The sequence below is a fragment of the Mesorhizobium sp. M0898 genome, assembly GCF_040319695.1.
Taxonomy (GTDB): Bacteria; Pseudomonadota; Alphaproteobacteria; order Rhizobiales; family Rhizobiaceae; genus Mesorhizobium.
Window position 1 is genome coordinate 1 of the sequence record NZ_JAMYOE010000009.1, and the last position, 20796, is coordinate 20796.

The following is a 20796-nucleotide window of genomic DNA, read 5'->3' on the forward strand; positions in this document are numbered from 1 at the left end:
GCCGGCCCCGGATACCGGATCTCCCACGCCGGGCATCTGAGCTTGCAGCAGCTCAAGGTCATGTCGGCGATCGAACAGTGTCGCACCGCTGCATTGGGTGGTCATGTCGAAGCCTGTGCGGACTGCGGCCAATGGCGGATCGCCTATAACAGCTGCCGTAACCGGCACTGTCCCAGGTGCCAGGGCGCGGCCGCGCGTACATGGCTCGCCGAGCGCGAAGCCGACCTGCTGCCGGTCGGCTACTTCCATGTCGTATTCACGCTGCCGGCCGAAGTCGCCGAGATCGCGTTCCACAACAAGGCGCTGGTCTATGACCTGCTGTTCAAGGCGGCATCGGAGACGATGCTGACCATCGCCGCCGATCCGAAGCACCTCGGCGCGCGCATCGGCATCACTGCCGTGCTCCACACATGGGGCTCGGCAATGACCCACCATCCGCATGTCCACATGATTGTGCCGGGCGGCGGCATCGCGCCGGACGGGAGCCGCTGGATATCGTCGCGCGCGGCCTTCCTGCTCCCGGTCAGAGTACTGGGCAAGTTGTTCCGCCGCCTGTTCCTCACCCGGCTGATCGCGCTGCACGACGCCGATCGGCTCGCCTTCTTCGGCACCCTTGCTCGTCTCATCGAGCGGCAGGCCTTCCTGCGGCACCTGTCGCCGGTCCGGAACAAGCGCTGGGTGGTCTATGCCAAGGCGCCCTTCGCCGGGCCGGAAGCGGTGCTCGCCTACCTGTCGCGCTACACGCACCGGGTCGCGATCTCGAACCGCCGCCTGATCGCCTTCGACGAGGCTGGAGTCACCTTCCGCTACAAGGACTATCGCCGCGATGGTGTCGAGCGCCAGCGCGCCATGACGCTTGCCGCCGACGAGTTCATCCGCCGCTTCCTGCTCCATGTCCTGCCGCGTGGGTTCCACCGCATCCGTCACTATGGGCTGCTCGCCACCTCCGCCCGCAAGGCCAGCCTCGCACTCGCGCGCGAACTGCTGAACGTCGATCTGCCGCCCCAAGACGACACTTCGGAAGAACCGGCTGACGTCCGCCGGCCTTGCCCTTGCTGCGGCGGGCGCATGGTCGTCATCGAGAGGTTCGAACGGTGGTGCCAGCCTCGTGCACCGCCTGCCTCAAGGGCGCCGAACCGGGAGAACGCCCCATGACCCGGCATGGACCGTTTGTCCACACGGCCGCGCCACGCTGGCGCCGGTCAACGGGATGTTATGTGCACGTTGCCGTGACGCCGGTCGTCACGCACACCAATCCCGTCGGAATCAACGCTACAGGCTCTGCGACCTGGCCCGGAAGCCGCTTCCACGACATGCCCACCGCGTCCTATGCGGAAGTTCGCGACAGGCGCTGGCACACCCCGAAACACAAATCCCCATAGCTCACCGCCTGCGGCCCGCGGGTTCCTGCATCAGAGACTTTCGTACGCCTGACGGCACCCGAAACCCTTCAGCAATGTCGGCCGTTAAAGTTAGTTGTGCCACCGCCTTACAGCGGACATCACCGGCGATCGCGCTTGAGGACGTAGTTGCGCCAGGAGCGGTCATTCGATGTTCTGCCGTTGAACGGCTTCATTCGCCAGTTTAGCGGAAATTGGGCGACAGCATGGTTGCCTCAACAGGGAAGTTCGAAACCCTCTTGGTCCGCGGATCCCGCTGATTGCACGCTGCCCGTGCGATATTCTGCAAGATAGCCACCCAACCAACGCCGATAGCCGCATTGCTCTCGACAAGAGCACTCCTGCCGCAGACCACCTAGCTGGCAGACACTTGGCTGATCCCGGCATCGACCCAGGCGCGCGTCTGCTCAAGCACTTCATCCGACAGCGCGGGATCGTCGATCGCCCGGGCGAGGATTACTGCCCCCACCATCGCTGCCCAGCTTCCGATCGCCGTGCGGCGTCTGTCTGCCGGATCCAACTCCGGGAGCGCCTTGCCGATACGGTCGATCTGCGATCGTAGGCCTTCCGTCATGGCCGAGCGTGCAGCCGGGGTCTGATGGCGGATGGCTGCGGCAAGGCCCGCCGTCGGGCAACCGCCGGCGCAGTTGTCGCGATGCCGGGGCGAAAGATAGGAACCTACATAAGCGCGAAGATCGCCCCCTCCGCCTGAGTCCGCGGCGAGGACGTGGGCAAGGGTCTGCGCGATCAGGTCGTCCTTCGAACTGAAATGGCCATAGAAGCCGCCATGGGTGAGCCCGGCGGCCTTCATCACTTCCGCCACGCTGACCGCGTCGAACCCCTTCTCGCGAAACAGCCGGCTGGCCGCATCCAATATCCGGTGACGGTTCTCCGCCATCTGCTCTCGACTGACCTTCATTTCAAAATTCTCCGTCGGCCCCGTTGACATTTACATGATGCCCATCATATTTAGCCGCAATCATGATGATCGTCATGAATATAGGTTCCATCAGAGAAAAGAGCAATGCCATGACCACCATTCCATCAGTCCTCATCACCGGCGCCTCCACGGGCATCGGAGCTTCCTATGCCGAACGGTTCGCCCGCCGCGGACACGACCTCGTGCTCGTTGCCCGTGACGTGGCACGAATGGAGGCACTGGGAGCCCGGCTCCGTCAGGAAACTGGCGTTGCGATCGACATCATCCAGGCTGATCTTACGCAGCCTGCCGAGCTTGCAACGGTAGAGACGAGGCTGCGCGATGACGCCCGCATCGGGATTCTCGTCAACAATGCCGGAACAGCCATCGGCGGAAGCTTCATCGAGCAGAGTACCAATGACGTCGCCCGGCTCGTTGCGCTCAACACGACCGCGCTTCTGCGACTTGCCAGCGCCATCGCCCCGCGTCTTGCGAAAGCTGGCGAAGGGTCGATCGTCAACATCGGCTCCGTGGTCGGCCTGGCGCCGGAGTTCGGCATGACGGTCTACGGCGCAACCAAAGCCTTCGTGCTGTTTCTGTCGCAGGGGCTCAGCCTCGAGCTCGCACCGAAGGGTGTCTACGTCCAGGCCGTGCTGCCCGCCACGACGCGTACGGAGATCTGGGACCACGTCGGCGCCGACATCAACACGCTCTCCAACGTGATGGAGGTGGACGATCTGGTTGATGCGGCGCTGGTCGGCTTCGACCGCCGCGAACCGGTGACCATCCCGCCGCTTCCCGATGCCGGGCAGTGGGATGCGCTTCAGGCCGCGCGCCAGGCCATGCTTCCGAATTATCGGAACGAACATCCCGCCGAGCGGTACCGCAAGGTCGCCTGAGCACCAACGAAACCATTTGATAACGACCTCGTCGCGGCGGGGACAAACAAGGTGACCTATGACCAACAAAGCACTTTTTGAGCCTTATTCTCTCGGCTCGCTGACGCTCTCCAATCGTATCGTCATGGCGCCCCTCACGCGCAATCGCGCTGGCCCGGGCTTCGTTCCGGGCGACCTTGCCGCCGAGTATTACGGCCAGCGGGCCTCCGCCGGCCTGCTGATCTCCGAGGCCACGCAGATCTCGCGGCAGGGACAAGGTTACCAGGACACGCCCGGCATCTATTCTCAGGCTCAGATCGACGGCTGGCGAAAGGTCACGACCGCGGTGCACGCCAAGGACGCGCGGATTTTCCTGCAGCTCTGGCACGTCGGCCGCGTCTCGCACGTCGATCTGCAGGAGAACGGCGCCGCGCCCGTCGCGCCCTCGGCAATCCGGGCCGCGACCAAGACGTTCGTGAACAACGGCTTTGTCGAGGTTTCGGAGCCCCGCGCGCTGGCGCTCGACGAGCTTGCGGGGATCGTCAACGATTTCCGGCAAGCAGCCGCGAACGCCATTGAGGCCGGCTTCGATGGCGTCGAGATTCATGGCGCCAACGGCTATCTGCTGGACCAGTTCGCCAAGGACGGTGCCAATGTCCGCACGGATGCTTATGGCGGATCGGTCGAGAACCGCGCCCGGCTGATGCTGGAGGTTGCGACTGCGGTGGTCGAGGAGATCGGCGCAGAGCGCACCGGCATCCGGATTTCGCCCGTCTCGCCCGCCAACGGCGTCTCGAGCAGCGCCCCCCAGGCGCAGTTCGACTATATCGTCGATCAACTCGATGCTTTGGGCATCGTCTATATCCATGTCGTCGAGGGCGCCACGGGCGGATCGCGCGATGTCGCGCCGTTCGACTTCGGATCGCTCCGCCGGCGCTTCAACAATACCTATATCGCCAATAACGGCTATGACCTCAACCTCGCGGCGTCGCGGCTCGCCGAGGGCAAGGCGGACCTCTTCGCCTTCGGGCGCCCGTTCATCGCCAATCCCGACCTTGTGGAACGGCTGAAGACGCGCACGCCGCTGACGGAGTTCAACTCGGCGACGCTCTATGGCGGCGGCTCCGCTGGCTATACCGACTATCCCGCGATCGCCGCCTCAAGCCGCCCATGAGCTATCGGAGGGCGGCGCCTGCGAGGCAGCCATCCCACGTGACAGCAGCGCCTCAGGGCATCTCTCTGGCGCTCCGCTCGAACTGGTGTCCAAACCCAGGGATTCAGGAGGGCCATGGAGGGCTATAGCATAGACGTTAGCTCCTCTGGTCCGCCCAGGACCAGCCAGGCGAGATTCGTAGCACGTCGTACGTTCGCTTTACCGGCGCAAGCGGACCCGTTCACCGTGATTTCGACTGTCGTGAATGGGTCAGATCGCGTCGATGCATGGGGGCGCCTGAACGTCCGCTTCTCACATTCCAAGCCTCCAAGCCTCCAAGCCTCCAAGCCGCAAGTCCGCTTCCGTGCCCCGAACAAGACGTTCATCGAAGCGCCGCAGAACGTCCGCTATTTGCGCTACCTGCTCGATCCGATCGATGAGACGAATGGCACCTCGGCCATTCTCGGGAGCTAGCTGATTAGCCTCGGCGGTGATTCCGAACCGAAGGTCAGCGCCGCAAGATGAAACCGGTTTCGGAAAAGATCTAACAGGAAGTACCGGGCCCTGGTCAGACCGGCCGCACCAGAACGTGTTTCTTCTTGCCGAGCGACAGTTTCGCGACGTTTTCCGGGCCAAGGTCCTGCAGCGTCACCATCCTGCGATCGTCGGCCACGAGCTGGTCGTTGAGGCGCACGGCGCCGCCCTGGATATGCCGCCGTGCCTCGCCGTTGGACCCGGCCAGCCCGGCGGTGACGAACAGCGACAATATGCCGACGCCGGCTTCAAGATCGGTCCTGCCCACCTCGACGGTTGGCAGTGTTTCGGCGAGCGCCCCTTCTTCGAACGTCTTACGCGCCGTTTCGCTGGCCTCCTCCGCCGCCTCGCGGCCATGCAGCATGGCGGTGATTTCGGTGGCGAGGATCTTCTTGGCTTCGTTGATCTCCGAGCCGCCGAGCCGTTCGAGGCGTCCGACCTCGGCGAGTGGCAGGGTCGTGTAGAGCCTCAGGAAACGGCCGACATCGGCATCCTCGGTGTTGCGCCAGTATTGCCAGAACTCGTATGGGCTCAGCATCTCCGCATCGAGCCAGACCGCGCCCGAGGCCGACTTGCCCATCTTGGCGCCGGACGAGGTGGTGAGCAGCGGCGTGGTCAGCGCATAGAGCTGCGCGCCTTCCATGCGATGGCCGAGATCGATGCCGTTGACGATGTTGCCCCACTGGTCGGAGCCGCCCATCTGCAGCCGGCAGCCGAGGCGCTTGTAGAGCTCGACGAAGTCGTAGGCCTGCAGGATCATGTAGTTGAATTCGAGGAACGACAGCGACTGCTCGCGATCCAGCCGGAGCTTGACCGAATCAAAGGCCAGCATGCGGTTGACCGAAAAATGCCGGCCGACATCGCGCAGGAAATTGACGTAGTTGATGTCCATCAGCCAGTCGGCATTGTTGATCATGACGGCGTCGTTGGGGCCGCCGCCAAATTTGAGGTAGGGCGTGAAGTTGCGGCGGATGCCGGCGAGATTGTCCTCGATGTCCTGCGGCGTCAAAAGCTTGCGCGCCTCGTCCTTGAACGACGGATCGCCGATCATCGAGGTGCCGCCGCCCATCAGCGCGATCGGCCGGTGGCCGGTCTGCTGCAGCCAGTAAAGCATCATGATCTGGATCAGCGACCCGGCATGCAGGCTCCTGGCGGTGGCGTCGAAGCCGATATAGGCGCTCACCGTTTCCGTGGCGAAAAGCTGGTCGAGGCCGGCATCGTCCGAGGTCTGGTGGATGAAACCGCGCTCGCTCATCGTGCGCAGGAAATCGGATTTGAAGGCGGACATTTTCTTTCCCGAAAAGCTTCCGGCCGAACGCGGCTCGGCTATGCATGAAGGCGGGCGTTTAGCACTCAAGCGCGATCAGCAAAAGTGGAATCCGGTTTTGCGACACCCTCTTGCCTTCTCCCCTTGTGGGAGAAGGTGGATTGGCGCGCAGCGCCAAGACGGTTGAGGGGTGTTGGACGGAGTGCCGTCGTTGCCAAGCTGGAACACCCCTCATCCGACCGCGCTTCGCGCGGCCACCTTCTCCCACAAGGGGAGAAGGGAGAACCCCAAGCGTGCGGCCTGCTTGCGTCATTGTTTCGGCTGGCGTAATGAGGCGCCGCGCCAGCGGGGCTCTTCCACTGGACCGCGCGGCATCGATCGAATGCCATATCCTGTGACAGAGTCGAGATGCCGGAGATATCCATCGTCATTCCTTGCCGGAACGAGGCGGCGAACCTGCCGCTTCTGCTCGACGAGATCGGCACTGCCATGGCCGGGCGGGACTTCGAGGTCATTGTCGTCGACGACGGCTCGACAGACGATACACCTTCGGTGCTTGCCGCAGAGGCAGCGCTTCGCCGGTTTCCGCTGCGCCATCTCAGGCATGAAAAATCCGCCGGCCAGTCGCTCTCGGTGCGCTCAGGCGCCTGGGCGGCGCGCGGCGATATCGTCGCCACCATCGACGGCGACGGCCAGAACGACCCCTGTTATATCCCAGTGTTGATCGACGCGCTGCGGCAGGCTGGTCCCGAAGTCGGGGCCGCGCAGGGACAGCGTCTGAAGCGCCGCGACAGCAAGATCAAGCAACTGGCGTCGCGTTTCGCCAACGGGCTGAGAAAAGCCATCCTGCACGACGAGACGCGGGATACCGGCTGCGGCCTCAAGGCGATCTACACCGACATTTTGCGGAAATTGCCGTTCTTCGACGGCACCCACCGCTTTGTTCCGGCGCTGGTCATCCAGGAGGGCTACCGCGTCGTCCATTGCGATGTCGTCGACCGCTCCCGCCGTCACGGCAAATCGAATTACGGCATCTTCGATCGCGGCCTGCAGGGCGTGCTCGATCTTGCCGGCGTCTGGTGGCTGCGCCGCAGGCGCCGCAGAATGCCCAAAGTAGAGGAAATCAGGCATGGGTAACGTGCTTCAGGAATTGGCGACCTGGCTTCACGATGTTTTCGTCAAGCAATTCGATGCCTGGGTTCTGCTCGGCTTCGTCGCCCAGTTCTTCTTCACCATGCGCTTTCTGGTGCAGTGGGTGGCGTCGGAAAAGGCCAAGCGCAGCGTCGTGCCGATCGCCTTCTGGTTCTTTTCGCTGTTCGGCGGCGGCCTGCTGCTGATCTACGCCATCCAGCGTCAGGATCCGGTGTTCATCGCCGGCCAGGCCATGGGCCTGTTGATCTACATCCGCAATCTCTGGCTGATCGCCAACGAGCGCAAGGCGGCGATGACCAAGGTCGATTGAGTCCGCGACCGGCCTGAACCGGTCGAGCAAGCAATCCAGATTACTTGCCGTCCAGCCCGCCGTAAGACCTTACCAGCCGGACCATGTCGGCCGAATCGGCAGTCTCGCTCTCGAGCCCCTCGGCGACACCGACGCGGTCAGCGGCCGGGCGGTTCTGGCTGACTTTCCATTTGCCGCTGATTTCGGTGATTTCGATCTCCAGGCCGACGATGCCTTTGATCTGCGAGTGGATGAAGGGTGCCGGCGCGTCGGTCACCGCCCACGGCGCCGAGCGGCTGCCCTCCTGCGACATCGTCAGATCGGAAATCTGCTCGGCCAGCCAATCCTGGTTTTCGATCACCGTGACGCTGCCGCGCACCTGGACGATGGCGTAGTTCCAGGTCGGTACCACCTTGCCGGTTTCACGCTTGGTCTCGTACCAGGACGGCGTCACATAGGCATCGGCGCCCTGGAAGACGACCAGCACCGGCGCCGGGGGATTGTCGGCCAAAAGCCGCCATTGCGGATTGGCTTTGGCCAAATGGGCGCGCAGCCTGCCGTTCGGGGGCACATCCGCGTCAAGAAGAAAGGGAATCGCGTTGGCGACCGGCCCCTCGACGCCGTTCGACACCAGCAGGCCAAGCGGATGCGCCCGGATCAGCCCGTGCAGGACGTCCGGCCGTGTTTCCTGGAAGTGAGGCGGTTGGTACATCGCCGATTATCTCAGCCGCTTCGGCCGTGGGTCGGACAGTTCCCCGGCCAGCCGGCGATCCAGGTAGTCCGCGCATTCCTCGATCAGAAGCTCCGCATGGTTGGCAAAGAAATGGTTGGCGCCGGGCAGGGTCTTCTGGGTGATGGTAATGCCCTTTTGCGTGTGCAGCTTGTCGACCAGGCCCTGCACGTCCTTGGGCGGCGCGACCTTGTCGGCGTCGCCGTGGATGATCAGGCCGGACGACGGGCATGGCGCCAGGAACGAGAAATCATAGGTATTGGGCTGCGGCGCGACCGAGATGAAGCCCTCGATCTCCGGCCGGCGCATCAGAAGCTGCATGCCGATCCACGAGCCGAACGAATAGCCGGCAACCCAGCAACTCTTGGAATCCGGATGCAGCGACTGCACCCAGTCGAGCGCCGCGGCGGCGTCGGACAATTCGCCGGTGCCGTGGTCGAACTCGCCCTGGCTGCGGCCGATGCCGCGGAAATTGAAGCGCAGCGTGGTGAAATTGCGCTTCTGGAACATGTAGAAGAGGTCGTAGACGATCTTGTTGTTCATCGTCCCGCCGAACTGGGGGTGCGGGTGCAGGACGATGGCAATCGGCGCGCTCTTTTCCTTCGAGGGCTGATAGCGACCCTCCAGGCGGCCGGCCGGACCGGTGAAAATGACCTCAGGCATGAAATACTCCACTTGGCATAAATTGCGCGGCGCCCGGAACAACTCTTCCTCTGGCCCCAGTCTTCCCTAGGCCTTGACGCAGGGCGAGCGTCTTTCTAGAAGCTAGTTTAGAATTGTTCAAAACTGGGCGGCCAAAAATTGTGGCTCGGCCACCCGCGCCGCAAGCCGCGTAAATAGGACGTCTTGCCTTGCAATTTCAAGGAAATAACGCGCTATCTTCGCGGAACGGCTTTTGAAGGGACCAGTTGGACGGAAATGGCCGGAGCACGCGCCTATCTCGACTACAACGCCAGCGCGCCGCTGCTTGCCTCGGCGCGCGCGGCGGTGGTGGCTGCGCTCGACGTTGCCGCCAACCCGTCCTCGGTTCATGCCGAGGGCCGCGCTGCACGGCGGCTGATCGAGGACGCCAGGCGCGACGTGGCGCGACTGGTCAACGCCAAAGCCGAGCATGTCGTATTCACCTCCGGCGCGACGGAAGCGGCCTCGACGCTGCTGACGCCGGACTGGCAGATGGGGCGCGGCGCTGTCCGTATGAGCCGGCTCTATGTGTCCGAGGCCGATCATCCTTGCCTGCTGAACGGCGGGCGTTTCCCAGCGGCGCAGGTGACACGGATCGGCGTCGACACCGACGGCGTCGCCAGGCTCGACGTTTTGGCCGAGGCTCTCGCCCAGCATGACAAGGCCGAAGGCTTGCCGCTGGTGGCGATACACGCCGCCAACAACGAGACCGGCGTCATCCAGCCGGTTGGCCGCATTGCCGAAATCGTCAAGGCGGCGGGTGGCATCCTGGTTGTCGATGCCGTGCAGGCGGCCGGCCGCATTCCGCTCGATATGTCAGCGGGTTACGCAGACTATCTGATTCTCTCGTCGCACAAGATCGGCGGACCCAAGGGCGTCGGCGCCATTGTCGCGGCGTCGGACCTGATGATGCCAAAGCCGCTGGTCAGCGGCGGTGGCCAGGAAAAAGGCCATCGCGGCGGCACCGAAAACCTGGCGGCGATTGCCGGGTTTGGCGCGGCGGCGCGAGAGGCGTCTGCCGGCTTGCAAACGATCGAAACGGTGCGGCAGCGTCGCGACGAAATCGAGGCGATCGTGAAAACGCTTGTTTCGGACGCCGAAATCTTCGGGACCGGCGCGCCAAGGCTTGCCAATACGACATTCTTCGCTATTGCCGGCATCAAGGCCGAGACGGCGCAGATTGCCTTCGACCTGGCCGGTGTGGCGCTGTCGGCCGGATCGGCCTGTTCGTCGGGCAAAGTCGGGCCGAGTCACGTGCTGAAAGCCATGGGTTACGGTGACGGCCTCGGCGCGTTGCGCGTGTCCATCGGCCACGCGACCAGCGCTGAAGACATTGAGCTGTTTCGTTCGGCGCTGGCGACGATCGTCGCGCGCCAAGCCGGTAAGGAAAAGGCAAACAGCGAAAAGGCCGCCTGAGCGCGGCAACGGAACGTTTGGGCCTTGCGGCCTGGTAGAGCCGTGCGTTCGAATTTGGCCGGGTGAATTTCCGGCATGAACGCACTATATGAAACGTACGCCGCCTCGGGTGCCTGATGGGTGCTCGTTTGCGGTGCCATAGTTTGAAAACTGCCGGGCCTTGACCCCGGCGTGGATGGAGAACGCTGATGCCTGCTGTGCAGGAGACGATCGATCGAGTTCGAAAGATCGATGTCGACCAGTATAAATACGGATTCCAGACCGAAATCGCGATGGACAAGGCCCCCAAGGGCCTGAGCGAAGACATTATCCGCTTCATTTCGGCGAAGAAGGACGAGCCGTCCTGGATGCTGGAATGGCGCCTGGAAGCCTATCGCCGCTGGCTGACGCTGGACGAGCCGAAATGGGCGCGCGTCCACTATCCCAAAATCGATTTCCAGGACCTCCATTATTACGCCGCGCCCAAGAGCACGCCGGGGCCGACTTCGCTCAGCGAGGTCGATCCCGAACTGCTGAAGGTCTATGAGAAGCTCGGCATTCCGCTCAGGGAACAGGAAATCCTCGCCGGCGTGCAGAAGACCGATGCGTCGGAGCTCGAGGAAGCCAGCGACAACGTCTACAAGTCGGGCCGCGTCGCCGTCGATGCGGTGTTCGATTCCGTCTCCGTCGTCACCACTTTCAAGAAGGAGCTGGCGCAGGCCGGCGTCATCTTCTGCTCGATCTCGGAAGCCATCCGCGAGCATCCGGAGCTGGTGAAGAAGTATCTCGGCTCGGTCGTGCCGACCTCCGACAATTTCTACGCAACGCTGAATTCGGCCGTGTTCACCGACGGTTCGTTCGTTTTCGTGCCCAAGGGCGTGCGCTGCCCGATGGAATTGTCGACCTATTTCCGCATGAACGAGAAGAATACCGGCCAGTTCGAGCGCACGCTGATCATCGCCGAGGAGGGGGCTTACGTCTCTTACCTCGAAGGCTGCACGGCGCCGCAACGCGACGAGAACCAGCTTCATGCCGCGGTGGTCGAGCTGATCGCGCTCGATGATGCCGAGATCAAATATTCGACGGTGCAGAACTGGTATCCCGGCGACGCCGAGGGCAAGGGCGGAATCTATAATTTCGTCACCAAGCGCGGCGACTGCCGCGGCCATCGCTCGAAGATTTCGTGGACGCAGGTCGAGACCGGTTCGGCGATCACCTGGAAATATCCGAGCTGCATCCTGCGCGGCGACGATTCCTCTGGCGAGTTCTATTCGATCGCCGTCTCGAACGGCTACCAGCAGGTCGACAGCGGCACCAAGATGATCCACCTCGGCAAGAACACGTCGAGCCGCATCATCTCCAAGGGCATCGCCGCCGGCTACTCGCAGAACACCTATCGCGGCCAGGTCTCGGCCCACCGCAAGGCGACCAACGCCCGCAACTTCACCAATTGCGACTCGCTGCTGATCGGCGACCAGTGCGGCGCACACACCGTGCCCTACATGGAAGCCAAGAATTCGACGGCGCAGTTCGAGCATGAGGCCACCACCTCGAAAATTTCCGAGGACCAGAAGTTCTACGTCATGCAGCGCGGCATCCCGGAAGAAGAGGCGATCGCGCTGATCGTCAACGGCTTCGTCAAGGACGTCATCCAGCAGCTGCCGATGGAGTTCGCGGTCGAGGCGCAGAAACTGATCGGGATCAGCCTCGAGGGGAGTGTTGGGTGAGTTAACTGGAACGGCGATCATGGATTTGTTCAAGCGGATAGAAGGCTTGATATTTGCCGTTCTGATGCTCTTGCTGACATTGGCTGTTGGTGGTGCTGTGATGGCGTTGATAGGCGCAGTGTTTGGCTTGAGTTCGACAAAAAGTATTGGTGGTTCGATTGCAGGCTTAAGCGCGGCTGGGTTTTTTGGCTGGATGTTGGTCACCAGCAAGTTTGTACGCCCTTTTCGAGCTTTTAGAAAAGTTCCGTCGCAGGCCGGGCACCGCGAACAAGAAAGTGGAAAATAATGCTTGAAATCAGAAACCTCCATGCCCGTATCGTCGATGACGGCACCGAGATCATCCGCGGCCTGAACCTGACGGTCAGGGCCGGCGAGGTCGCCGCGATCATGGGGCCGAACGGCTCGGGGAAATCGACGCTGTCCTATATCCTCGCCGGGCGCGAGGATTATGAGGTCACCGAGGGCGACATCCTCTATAACGGCCAGTCGATCCTCGAAATGGATCCAGCCGAGCGCGCAACCGCCGGCATCTTTCTCGCTTTCCAGTATCCGATGGAGATACCGGGGGTGGCGACGATGGAATTCCTGAAAGTGGCGATGAACGAGCAGCGCAAGGCGCGTGGCCAGGAACCGCTGAAGATCCCGGAATTTCTCAAGCGCGTAAAGGAAGCTGCCGCCTCGCTCAACATGGACATGGCGATGCTGAAGCGGCCGCTCAATGTCGGCTTTTCCGGCGGCGAGAAGAAGCGCGCCGAGATCCTGCAGATGAAGCTGCTCGAGCCGAAGCTGTGTGTCCTCGACGAGACCGATTCCGGTCTCGATATCGACGCGCTGAAGATCGTCGCGGACGGCGTCAACACGCTGCGCTCGCCGGACCGGGCCATCGTCGTCATCACCCATTACCAGCGCCTGCTCCAATACATCGTGCCGGATACGGTACACGTGCTCTACAGGGGTCAGGTGATCAAGTCGGGCGACAAGTCGCTGGCGCTCGACCTCGAGGCCAATGGCTATGCCGGCGTGATCGGGCAAGCCGCGTGAGATGCCGGAAGGCAGGACGAAACTGATGAATATGCACACGACACCCCAGCGAACATTAGCTGAAACGGCACTGATCGACGCCTTTGGCGAGCGGCTGTCGCTACTGCCCGGCGACGGCGCGGTGATGCTGAAGCGCGACGACGCCATCGAGGCGATCAAAAGCGGCCTGCCGACGCGGCGCATCGAATCCTGGCACTATACGGACCTGCGCCGGCTGCTGACCTCGGTGCCGGACTTCGATCCGGCAGCGGTTGCGAAAGCCATTGCGCCGATCGTCGAAGGCTCCAGCGTTTTGCCGGTGCTGAACGGCGTGTCGAGTACGAAACTGCCCGGTATCAAAGGCGTTGCCGTGCAGCGCCTGTCGGAGAAGCTGACCGACGGCAGCATCGCCCCGGGGCTGGATTCCTATGGCAGCGACGATGCCATCGGCGCGCTCAACACCGCCTTTGTCGCCGACGGCTATTTCGTCGACATCGCCGACGGTGCCCAATTGGAAAAGCCGATCGAATTGCAGAATTTGCAGGCCGGTGGACAGACGCATGTACGCCTGGCCGTCCGTGTCGGTGCCGGCGCCAAAGCTGTCGTCGTCGAGCGCCAGGCAGGCGAGGGGGCGGCGCTGGTCAGTTCGGTCAGCCAGCTTGTGCTTGGCGAGGGCGCCGAAGTGACCTGGCTCATCGTGCAGGAGCAGCCGGATACGGCGACGCATCTCGCCCAGTTCAAGGCGCATCTCGGCAAGAATTCGAAACTGACGCTGTTCGTCATGAATGCCGGCGGCAAGCTGGTGCGCCAGGAGGTCGTTGTGAAGACGACCGGCGAGGGCGCCGAATTCACCTTGCGCGGCATCAATCTGCTCGCCGGCGACACCCATACCGACGTCACCATGGTGCTCGACCACGCCGTACCGCACACAGCCTCGACCGAAGTCATCCGCAACGTGGTGACCGGCAAGGCGCGCGGCGTCTTCCAGGGCCGCATCAACGTCCACCAATATGCGCAGAAGACCAACGCCAAGATGGCCTGCAACACGCTGCTTCTGTCGGATGACGGCGAGTTCTCGACCAAGCCGGAACTCGAAATCTTCGCCGACGACGTCGTCTGCGGCCATGGCGCGACCGTCACCGAGATCGACCACAGCCATCTGTTCTACCTGATGGCGCGCGGCGTCGACGAGAAGACCGCGCGCGGCCTGCTGGTCAAGGCCTTCGTCGCCGAAGTGATCGAGGAACTGGACGACGAGGCCATCGTCGAGGCGCTGGAAGCACGGCTCGACGATTGGTTTTTGACGCACGGGTAGAGGTGACTGAGGGGTTGGTGCCAACACCCCTCATCCGTCGCCTTCGGCGCCACCTTCTCCCACAAGGGGAGAAGGAGAGGCGCTCTTCCTTCTCCCCTTGTGGGAGAAGGTGGCCGAGCGAAGCTCGGTCGGATGAGGGGTGCTGGACGGAATGAGGCGGTGCCTCGAGAGAGCTTGTAATGGACCAGAAAGTCGAAAACATCCCCTACGACGTCGAGGCGATCCGCCGCGACTTCCCGATCCTGTCGCGGCAAGTCTACGGCAAACCGCTGGTCTATCTCGACAATGGCGCCTCGGCGCAGAAACCGCAGGCGGTGCTCGACGCCATCCAGCACGCCTATTCCCAGGAATATGCCAACGTCCATCGCGGCCTGCATTTCCTGTCGAATGCCGCGACCGACGCCTATGAGAACGCGCGCAAGATAGTGCAGAGATTTCTGAATGCGCCGAGCACCGACAATATCGTCTTCACCTCCAACACCACGGCGGCGATCAACACGGTTGCTTATGGTTTCGGCATGCCGAACATCGGCGAGGGCGACGAGATCGTGCTGTCGATCATGGAGCACCATTCCAACATCGTGCCGTGGCATTTCATCCGCGAGCGGCAGGGCGCCAAGCTGGTCTGGGTGCCGGTCGACGATCTCGGCGCCTTTCACATCGAGGAGTTCGAGAAGCGGCTGACCAACCGCACCAGGCTGGTTGCCATCACCCATATGTCGAACGCGCTGGGCACGGTGACGCCGATGAAGGAGATCGTGCGCATCGCGCACGCGCGCGGCATTCCGGTGCTGGTCGACGGCAGCCAGAGCGCCGTGCATATGCCGATCGACGTGCAGGATCTCGACTGCGATTTCTTCGTCTTCACCGGCCACAAGGTCTATGGCCCGTCGGGCATCGGCGTGCTCTATGGCAAGAAGGATATTCTGGAGCGCATGCGCCCGTTCATGGGCGGCGGCGAGATGATCGAGGAGGTGACGCAAGACATCGTCACCTACAACGATCCGCCGCACCGTTTCGAGGCCGGCACGCCGCCGATCGTGCAGGCAATCGGGCTTGGTGCCGCGCTCGAATACATGGAAAAGATCGGCCGCGAGCGCATCGCCGCGCACGAGGCCGATTTGAAGGACTATGCGCATCAAAAACTGCGCGCCATCAACTCGCTGCGCATCTTCGGCGATGCGCCCGGCAAGGGCGCCATCATCTCGTTCGAGCTGCAGGGTATCCATGCCCATGACGTGTCGATGGTCATCGACCGGCAGGGAGTGGCGGTCCGCGCCGGCACGCATTGCGCCCAGCCGCTGTTGAAACGCTTCGGCGTAACATCCACATGCAGGGCGTCGTTCGGCATGTATAATACCAGGGCCGAAGTCGATGCTTTGGCCGATGCGCTGGAAAAAGCGCGAAAATTCTTCGGGTGACGATCATGGATGATGCCAGCCACACCGCCGAGACCAATTCGGAAGCGACGACCAATGCGGCGGTTTCCGGATCGACAATCCCCGCCGACGAATTGGCGCGGCTGACCGACGACATCGTCTCGGCGCTGAAGACGGTCTACGACCCGGAAATCCCGGCCGACATCTACGAGCTCGGCCTGGTCTACAAGATCGACATCGAGGACGACCGCTCGGTCAAGATCGACATGACGCTGACCGCGCCGGGCTGCCCGGTGGCCGGCGAAATGCCGGGCTGGGTCGAAAACGCCGTCGGCGCCGTCGAAGGCGTCTCCGGCGTCGAGGTCAACATGACCTTCGACCCACCCTGGTCGCCCGACCGCATGTCGGAAGAGGCGCAGGTGGCGGTGGGCTGGTACTAGCATCCGACCAGACAGAGGCTGGCGCACTTGCGCCGGGTACAAAACTTCACCATTTTAGGTGAGGAATCATTCGGCAGGCCTTGAACCTGCAAAGAATGGAGAAGGAAAGACATGGGACGCTTCGCCGTCATCACGATGACCGAAAAGGCTGCCGACCGGGTGCGCGAGATCGTCGCGACCCGTGAGAATGCGCATGGCATTCGCCTTGGCATCAAGAAGGGCGGCTGCGCCGGCATGGAATATACGGTCGATCTGGTGACCGAGCCGAACACCAAGGACGACCATATCGAGCGCGATGGCGCCCATGTCTATGTCGCGCCGGAGGCGGCACTTTTCCTGTTCGGCACCGAGATGGATTTCGAGCAGACGACACTGCGAACCGGCTTCACCTTCCGCAATCCGAACCAGAGCTCGGCCTGCGGCTGCGGCGAATCGGTCGAATTGAAGCCGGCTGATCTGAAGGCACTGGCCGAGGCGCGCGAAGCAAGCGCGGCTTAGCGTCTCTGGTGATGAGTGCCGAGGCATATCGCTGGCGGTGTGCCTGTTGCGGTCAGGAATATACCGGGCTTCCAACAGATATGGCGTTCGGTGCGCCCGTGGACACGGACACGCTTGACGATGCCGCTCGAGCGACCTTTCGTAAGAATGAAGATTTCTGCGAGGTGCGCCGTGCGTCGGGGGTAACAGATCGGTTTGTTCGTTGCTTGCTGCCTCTGCCAGTGCCTCAGCTATCCAGCGAGTTCTGTTTCGGCGTATGGATGTCGCTCTCGGAAAAAAGCTGGAATCTATACCGAGATGGATATGACAGTGGCAGTATGAAGAAGAACTCTGTTTTGGATATCTGATGCACAACATTCCTGAGTATCCCGGCTCGTTGCATCTGCATGCCAATGTTGTATTTCAGCCCGGTGATCAGCGTCCGAAGGTGTTTCTGCATGATGCAGATCATCCCTTGGTTGCGGCCCAACGCAGTGGGGTGGATGTGGCGCAGATAGAGCGCTGGGTGGCTCTCACGCACCGACCTAAGGCCGGGAGCAACTAATCCACCCACATCCCCGTTCGCTTGTGCCAGTCTGCGATCGACTCCTCCGGGTAGACATCGAAAACCTTGTCGCCCTTGCCGATATCCGGCTCGACCCAGTTCGCCTTGTATTTCAGCATCAGATGCACCTTCTCCGGCGGCTTCGGCAGGTCTGTGTCGATCGCCGAGGCGAAGGGGTGCACCAGCTCCGGCCAGGTCGGATCGTAGAGCCAGAGTGCCGTCCCGCATTTCGTGCAGAAGTTCCGCTCGCCGGTCGAGGTCTCGCGTTGCGGGTGCTCGTCGTCCTCGATCTCGGCGCGGTAGACGCCGAGATGGCGCTTGCCCTGGATTTTCAGCGTCTCGTAATCGGCGCCGAGATTGATGGCAAAACCGCCGCCGCCCTGCTGCTTGCGGCAGATCGAGCAGTAGCACAGCATGAACGGCACCGGCGTGTGGCTTTCCACCTCGAAACGCACGGCATTGCACCGGCAGGACCCTTTGAGCAGAAGCGGCATGAGAAACTCCGACGAAAGTGATTTGCACTTTGTCAGGATGGCGCCGGTTGCGGCGATGACAAGGGGAAATCCGGGTGACATGATCGCCGCATGGACAACGAGCGCATAGAAGAGCTTTTCGAAGGCCTCGGCCCGGTCAGCATCCGCAAGCTGTTCGGCGGCAAGGGCATCTATTTCGACGGCGTCATCGTCGCCATCGTCATCGGTGGCGAATTGATGCTGAAGGCCGACGCCGAAAGCGCCCCGGATTTCGAAGCGGCCGGCTGCCGGCAATGGACCTATACCGGCTCGCGCCACGGCAAGCTCGTGTCGATGCCCTATTGGAGCGTTCCCGACAGCGCGTTCGACGATCCCGACGAGATGGCGATCTGGGCGCGCCGCGCCTACGAGGCAGGACGGCGCGCCGGCAAATAGGCTGCGTCATGCTTCGGCAATTCCGGGCCGCACTTCATGCCAGCTCCCGCGCCTCGGGCACGAGCGCCAGCGCTTCGGCAAAGCCAGCGCTGGTGAAGGCGGCACTCTCGACGACGAGCATCGCTGCGGCAATGCCTTCGCGCAGTGCCGCGCGCAGCGTCAGGCCGCGCAGCAGGGCAGCGATCGTGGCGCCTGCCAATGCGTCGCCGGCGCCGGCAGCATCGGTCCGCTTTTGCAGCGGCGGTGGCGAGATCGAGAACGCGCTCAATTCGTCGAAACCGAGCACTGGTTCGTCGCCGGCGGTGATCACGCCGCTTTTCAGCCCGGCGCGTCTCAGGCCGTCGACGATGCCTTGATCGATTTGGACGCCGGCGAGCACGCCGGCCTCGTGCCGGTTCATGAAGGCCATCGCCAGACGGTCGAGCACCGGCGTCAGCCGCGCCGCTTTGTTGGGCGAGACCGCAAGCGCAAACACCGGCTTGCCGGCGGCGAGTGCCGCTAGCCGCTCCAGCGCGGTCGACGGCAGGTTGGCGTCGCACAGCACCGCGTCGGCCGAACCGATCGCTTCCCGCACCTTGGCACGGCGGATCTGCTTGGGAAGCGCCAGCTCGTAGAGCACCATGTCGGCAAGGCCGGCGATCAGCCCGCCGTCGCTGTCGATCAGCATCGTATGGCTTGGCGTTGCTCGGTCGAGGAACACCGCCGACAGGTCGGCAACGCCGGCCTCGGTGACGGCGCGTAAGACCGTGTCGCCAAGGGCATCGCCGCCGCGCACCGAAAGCAGCGAGGCCGAGACGCCGCGGCGCACCGCACAGCGCAAGGCGTTGAAGACGGCGCCGCCGACATGCTCGCGCATCGTGCCCGGATTAGACGCTGCTGGCACGAAGGCGCCGGCAACCCGGCCGCGCCGCTCGATATAGGCGCCGCCCACGGCCAGGATCGTCGGGGATTTGATCATGCCGTCAAAATGCCCTTTAGCTGTTGCCCGGGGAGACTAGGTCGCCGGGCGGAACCCTGCAATCGCGGGTCCGATTCGGTTGGTAACGGCAACGGCGCCGCATGCGAGGCCAGACACATCGGAAGCGATAATTGCGAAACAAAAATAGAACAAATAGGGATATGCGTTATTTTTCAAACCCTTGGTGCTCATTGACAAATGAGAACAAATGAGGTACATTGTTTTAAGGATTGCGGGATTGTCCGGCCTCCATTGACGACCACGGGGTGATGTATCATGGCTCAGAATTCTTTGCGGCTTGTAGAGGACAAAGCGGTGGACAAATCAAAGGCTCTGGATGCGGCGCTGTCGCAAATCGAGCGTGCCTTCGGCAAGGGCTCGATCATGCGGCTCGGCGCGAACGAGCAGGTCGTCGAGATCGAAACGGTGCCGACCGGCTCGCTTGGGCTGGACATCGCGCTTGGCGTCGGCGGCCTGCCACGCGGCCGCATCGTCGAGATCTACGGGCCGGAAAGCTCGGGCAAGACGACGCTGGCGCTGCACACGGTGGCCGAAGCCCAGAAGAAGGGCGGCATCTGCGCCTTCGTCGATGCCGAGCACGCGCTCGACCCGGTCTATGCCCGCAAGCTCGGCGTCGATCTCGAAAACCTGCTGATCTCGCAGCCCGATACCGGCGAGCAGGCGCTCGAGATCTGCGACACGCTGGTGCGCTCCGGCGCCATCGACGTGCTGGTGGTCGATTCGGTGGCGGCGTTGACGCCGCGGGCGGAAATCGAAGGCGAGATGGGCGATTCGCTGCCCGGCCTGCAGGCCCGCCTGATGAGCCAGGCACTGCGCAAGCTCACCGCCTCGATCTCGCGCTCCAACACCATGGTCATCTTCATCAACCAGATCCGCATGAAGATCGGCGTCATGTTCGGTTCGCCCGAGACGACGACCGGCGGCAATGCGTTGAAATTCTATGCCTCGGTCCGCCTCGACATCCGCCGCATCGGCTCGGTCAAGGATCGCGACGAGGTCGTCGGCAACCAGACCCGCGTCAAGGTCGTCAAGAACAAGCTGGCGCCGCCCTTCAAGGTGGTCGAGTTCGACATCATGTATGGCGAGGGCGTCTCCAAGACCGGTGAGCTGGTCGATCTCGGCGTCAAGGCGGGCGTGGTCGAAAAGTCGGGCGCCTGGTTCTCCTACAATTCGCAGCGTCTTGGCCAGGGCCGCGAAAACGCAAAACTGTTCCTGCGCGACAATCCCGACACGGCGCGCGAGATCGAGCTGGCGCTACGGCAGAATGCCGGGCTGATCGCTGAGAAATTCCTTGAGAACGGCGGCTCCGAAAGCAGCGATGACGGTTTCGAGGACGACGCTGGGGTGATGTAGGGCAAGCGACGCCTCTCTGAGCCTCAGCCAGGTTTCGATTTGATGTTTTGATTTTGAGTTTGCGTAATCGATGCGTTTCGAACCGCCGGCCCTGGGCCGGCGGTTCGCGTTTGACGGCGAGGCAGACGCATTTCAAGGCGCTGGTGAAAGCCGGGATTTGAGCCCATTTGGTGTTTCTGGACAGGCTGCGGTGCGACCGCTAAAAGGCCATGTCTATTTTCCGCCGGCAGCCGGC

General features: G+C 62.7%; 21 protein-coding genes and 1 pseudogene. 16 read left to right on the top strand and 6 right to left on the bottom strand.

Annotation, left to right across the window (positions count from 1 at the left end; all coding sequences use genetic code 11):
• Window positions 1-18: 18 nt before the first annotated feature.
• The gene (locus NKH90_RS12750; RefSeq protein WP_352819760.1) at window positions 19-1155 is read left to right on the top strand and encodes an IS91 family transposase; all 1137 of its coding nucleotides are present in this window, start codon (window positions 19-21) and stop codon (window positions 1153-1155) included.
• A gap of 600 nt (window positions 1156-1755) precedes the next feature.
• Here the strand turns inward: NKH90_RS12750 and NKH90_RS12755 are convergent.
• Window positions 1756-2319, bottom strand: a complete 564-nt coding sequence (locus tag NKH90_RS12755; protein WP_352541455.1) for a TetR/AcrR family transcriptional regulator — start codon at window positions 2317-2319, stop codon at window positions 1756-1758.
• Window positions 2320-2429: 110 nt separating this feature from the next.
• Here NKH90_RS12755 and NKH90_RS12760 point away from each other — a divergent pair, with 110 nt between their 5' ends.
• On the top strand, window positions 2430-3218 hold the full coding sequence (locus NKH90_RS12760) for an SDR family NAD(P)-dependent oxidoreductase (protein WP_352472053.1): 789 nt from the start codon (window positions 2430-2432) through the stop codon (window positions 3216-3218).
• Between the two features lie 58 nt (window positions 3219-3276).
• The gene (locus tag NKH90_RS12765; protein ID WP_352501563.1) at window positions 3277-4371 is read left to right on the top strand and encodes an alkene reductase; all 1095 of its coding nucleotides are present in this window, start codon (window positions 3277-3279) and stop codon (window positions 4369-4371) included.
• Between the two features lie 547 nt (window positions 4372-4918).
• Here NKH90_RS12765 and tyrS read toward each other — a convergent pair.
• On the bottom strand, window positions 4919-6172 hold the full coding sequence (tyrS, locus tag NKH90_RS12770) for a tyrosine--tRNA ligase (protein ID WP_352501564.1): 1254 nt from the start codon (window positions 6170-6172) through the stop codon (window positions 4919-4921).
• Window positions 6173-6559: 387 nt separating this feature from the next.
• On the opposite strand from tyrS, the gene NKH90_RS12775 reads away from it, so the two are divergent.
• The gene (locus tag NKH90_RS12775; RefSeq protein WP_352766841.1) at window positions 6560-7288 is read left to right on the top strand and encodes a glycosyltransferase family 2 protein; all 729 of its coding nucleotides are present in this window, start codon (window positions 6560-6562) and stop codon (window positions 7286-7288) included.
• A complete protein-coding gene (locus tag NKH90_RS12780; RefSeq protein ID WP_023674681.1) occupies window positions 7281-7613 on the top strand; it encodes a lipid-A-disaccharide synthase N-terminal domain-containing protein in 333 nt (110 codons plus the stop codon). The genes NKH90_RS12775 and NKH90_RS12780 overlap by 8 nt, the downstream gene beginning before the upstream one ends.
• A 40-nt stretch (window positions 7614-7653) precedes the next feature.
• On the opposite strand, the gene NKH90_RS12785 is transcribed toward NKH90_RS12780, so the two are convergent.
• Window positions 7654-8304: an FMN-binding negative transcriptional regulator gene (locus NKH90_RS12785; protein ID WP_352766839.1), complete on the bottom strand. Its 651-nt coding sequence runs from the start codon at window positions 8302-8304 to the stop codon at window positions 7654-7656.
• Window positions 8305-8310: 6 nt separating this feature from the next.
• Window positions 8311-8985: an alpha/beta hydrolase gene (locus NKH90_RS12790; protein ID WP_023674683.1), complete on the bottom strand. Its 675-nt coding sequence runs from the start codon at window positions 8983-8985 to the stop codon at window positions 8311-8313.
• Window positions 8986-9240: 255 nt separating this feature from the next.
• Between NKH90_RS12790 and NKH90_RS12795 the strand changes: the two genes are divergently transcribed.
• From NKH90_RS12795 to NKH90_RS12835, 9 genes and pseudogenes are all read left to right on the top strand, one after another.
• Window positions 9241-10419: a cysteine desulfurase family protein gene (locus NKH90_RS12795; protein ID WP_352766837.1), complete on the top strand. Its 1179-nt coding sequence runs from the start codon at window positions 9241-9243 to the stop codon at window positions 10417-10419.
• 188 nt (window positions 10420-10607) lie between these two features.
• Window positions 10608-12125 carry a Fe-S cluster assembly protein SufB gene (gene sufB, locus NKH90_RS12800; RefSeq protein WP_352745715.1) on the top strand — a complete coding sequence of 506 codons (1518 nt, stop codon included), beginning with the start codon at window positions 10608-10610 and terminating at the stop codon, window positions 12123-12125.
• Between the two features lie 19 nt (window positions 12126-12144).
• On the top strand, window positions 12145-12411 hold the full coding sequence (locus NKH90_RS12805) for a hypothetical protein (protein WP_352819639.1): 267 nt from the start codon (window positions 12145-12147) through the stop codon (window positions 12409-12411).
• The gene (gene sufC, locus NKH90_RS12810) at window positions 12411-13166 is read left to right on the top strand and encodes a Fe-S cluster assembly ATPase SufC (RefSeq protein ID WP_023674687.1); all 756 of its coding nucleotides are present in this window, start codon (window positions 12411-12413) and stop codon (window positions 13164-13166) included. The genes NKH90_RS12805 and sufC overlap by 1 nt, the downstream gene beginning before the upstream one ends.
• Window positions 13167-13191: 25 nt before the next feature.
• Window positions 13192-14460, top strand: a complete 1269-nt coding sequence (gene sufD, locus NKH90_RS12815) for a Fe-S cluster assembly protein SufD (protein WP_352819642.1) — start codon at window positions 13192-13194, stop codon at window positions 14458-14460.
• A gap of 179 nt (window positions 14461-14639) precedes the next feature.
• On the top strand, window positions 14640-15881 hold the full coding sequence (locus NKH90_RS12820; protein ID WP_352819644.1) for a cysteine desulfurase: 1242 nt from the start codon (window positions 14640-14642) through the stop codon (window positions 15879-15881).
• A gap of 5 nt (window positions 15882-15886) precedes the next feature.
• Window positions 15887-16279, top strand: coding sequence for an SUF system Fe-S cluster assembly protein (locus NKH90_RS12825; RefSeq protein WP_352474719.1), 393 nt, complete (start codon window positions 15887-15889; stop codon window positions 16277-16279).
• A 111-nt stretch (window positions 16280-16390) separates the two neighbouring features.
• Window positions 16391-16777 (top strand): Fe-S cluster assembly scaffold SufA, encoded by a 387-nt coding sequence (gene sufA, locus NKH90_RS12830; RefSeq protein ID WP_352474720.1) that lies wholly within the window; start codon window positions 16391-16393, stop codon window positions 16775-16777.
• Window positions 16778-16857: 80 nt separating this feature from the next.
• A pseudogene (locus NKH90_RS12835) lies at window positions 16858-17321 on the top strand (DUF2199 domain-containing protein).
• Here the strand turns inward: NKH90_RS12835 and NKH90_RS12840 are convergent.
• The gene (locus NKH90_RS12840; RefSeq protein ID WP_352458423.1) at window positions 17318-17815 is read right to left on the bottom strand and encodes a GFA family protein; all 498 of its coding nucleotides are present in this window, start codon (window positions 17813-17815) and stop codon (window positions 17318-17320) included. The pseudogene NKH90_RS12835 and the gene NKH90_RS12840 sit on opposite strands and share 4 nt — an antisense overlap.
• 90 nt (window positions 17816-17905) lie before the next feature.
• Between NKH90_RS12840 and NKH90_RS12845 the strand changes: the two genes are divergently transcribed.
• Complete coding sequence (locus tag NKH90_RS12845; protein ID WP_023674693.1) at window positions 17906-18229, top strand: TfoX/Sxy family protein; 324 nt, start codon at window positions 17906-17908, stop codon at window positions 18227-18229.
• A 34-nt stretch (window positions 18230-18263) separates the two neighbouring features.
• Here the strand turns inward: NKH90_RS12845 and NKH90_RS12850 are convergent, their stop codons facing one another.
• Window positions 18264-19187 (bottom strand): PfkB family carbohydrate kinase, encoded by a 924-nt coding sequence (locus tag NKH90_RS12850; protein ID WP_352819646.1) that lies wholly within the window; start codon window positions 19185-19187, stop codon window positions 18264-18266.
• A gap of 276 nt (window positions 19188-19463) precedes the next feature.
• Between NKH90_RS12850 and recA the strand changes: the two genes are divergently transcribed.
• Window positions 19464-20561, top strand: a complete 1098-nt coding sequence (gene recA / locus NKH90_RS12855; protein WP_023674696.1) for a recombinase RecA — start codon at window positions 19464-19466, stop codon at window positions 20559-20561.
• Window positions 20562-20796: the final 235 nt, after the last annotated feature.

Coding starts and splice junctions, on each gene's coding strand:
- sufD (WP_352819642.1), top strand. CDS start 13,192: ATGAATATGCACACGACACCCCAGCGAACATTAGCTGAAACGGCACTG.
- NKH90_RS12845 (WP_023674693.1), top strand. CDS start 17,906: ATGGACAACGAGCGCATAGAAGAGCTTTTCGAAGGCCTCGGCCCGGTC.
- sufA (WP_352474720.1), top strand. CDS start 16,391: ATGGGACGCTTCGCCGTCATCACGATGACCGAAAAGGCTGCCGACCGG.
- NKH90_RS12775 (WP_352766841.1), top strand. CDS start 6,560: ATGCCGGAGATATCCATCGTCATTCCTTGCCGGAACGAGGCGGCGAAC.
- NKH90_RS12820 (WP_352819644.1), top strand. CDS start 14,640: ATGGACCAGAAAGTCGAAAACATCCCCTACGACGTCGAGGCGATCCGC.
- NKH90_RS12795 (WP_352766837.1), top strand. CDS start 9,241: ATGGCCGGAGCACGCGCCTATCTCGACTACAACGCCAGCGCGCCGCTG.
- NKH90_RS12780 (WP_023674681.1), top strand. CDS start 7,281: ATGGGTAACGTGCTTCAGGAATTGGCGACCTGGCTTCACGATGTTTTC.
- NKH90_RS12790 (WP_023674683.1), bottom strand. CDS start 8,985: ATGCCTGAGGTCATTTTCACCGGTCCGGCCGGCCGCCTGGAGGGTCGC.
- NKH90_RS12825 (WP_352474719.1), top strand. CDS start 15,887: ATGGATGATGCCAGCCACACCGCCGAGACCAATTCGGAAGCGACGACC.
- NKH90_RS12755 (WP_352541455.1), bottom strand. CDS start 2,319: ATGAAGGTCAGTCGAGAGCAGATGGCGGAGAACCGTCACCGGATATTG.
- NKH90_RS12850 (WP_352819646.1), bottom strand. CDS start 19,187: ATGATCAAATCCCCGACGATCCTGGCCGTGGGCGGCGCCTATATCGAG.
- NKH90_RS12840 (WP_352458423.1), bottom strand. CDS start 17,815: ATGCCGCTTCTGCTCAAAGGGTCCTGCCGGTGCAATGCCGTGCGTTTC.
- sufC (WP_023674687.1), top strand. CDS start 12,411: ATGCTTGAAATCAGAAACCTCCATGCCCGTATCGTCGATGACGGCACC.
- tyrS (WP_352501564.1), bottom strand. CDS start 6,172: ATGTCCGCCTTCAAATCCGATTTCCTGCGCACGATGAGCGAGCGCGGT.
- NKH90_RS12785 (WP_352766839.1), bottom strand. CDS start 8,304: ATGTACCAACCGCCTCACTTCCAGGAAACACGGCCGGACGTCCTGCAC.
- recA (WP_023674696.1), top strand. CDS start 19,464: ATGGCTCAGAATTCTTTGCGGCTTGTAGAGGACAAAGCGGTGGACAAA.
- NKH90_RS12765 (WP_352501563.1), top strand. CDS start 3,277: ATGACCAACAAAGCACTTTTTGAGCCTTATTCTCTCGGCTCGCTGACG.
- NKH90_RS12805 (WP_352819639.1), top strand. CDS start 12,145: ATGGATTTGTTCAAGCGGATAGAAGGCTTGATATTTGCCGTTCTGATG.
- sufB (WP_352745715.1), top strand. CDS start 10,608: ATGCCTGCTGTGCAGGAGACGATCGATCGAGTTCGAAAGATCGATGTC.
- NKH90_RS12760 (WP_352472053.1), top strand. CDS start 2,430: ATGACCACCATTCCATCAGTCCTCATCACCGGCGCCTCCACGGGCATC.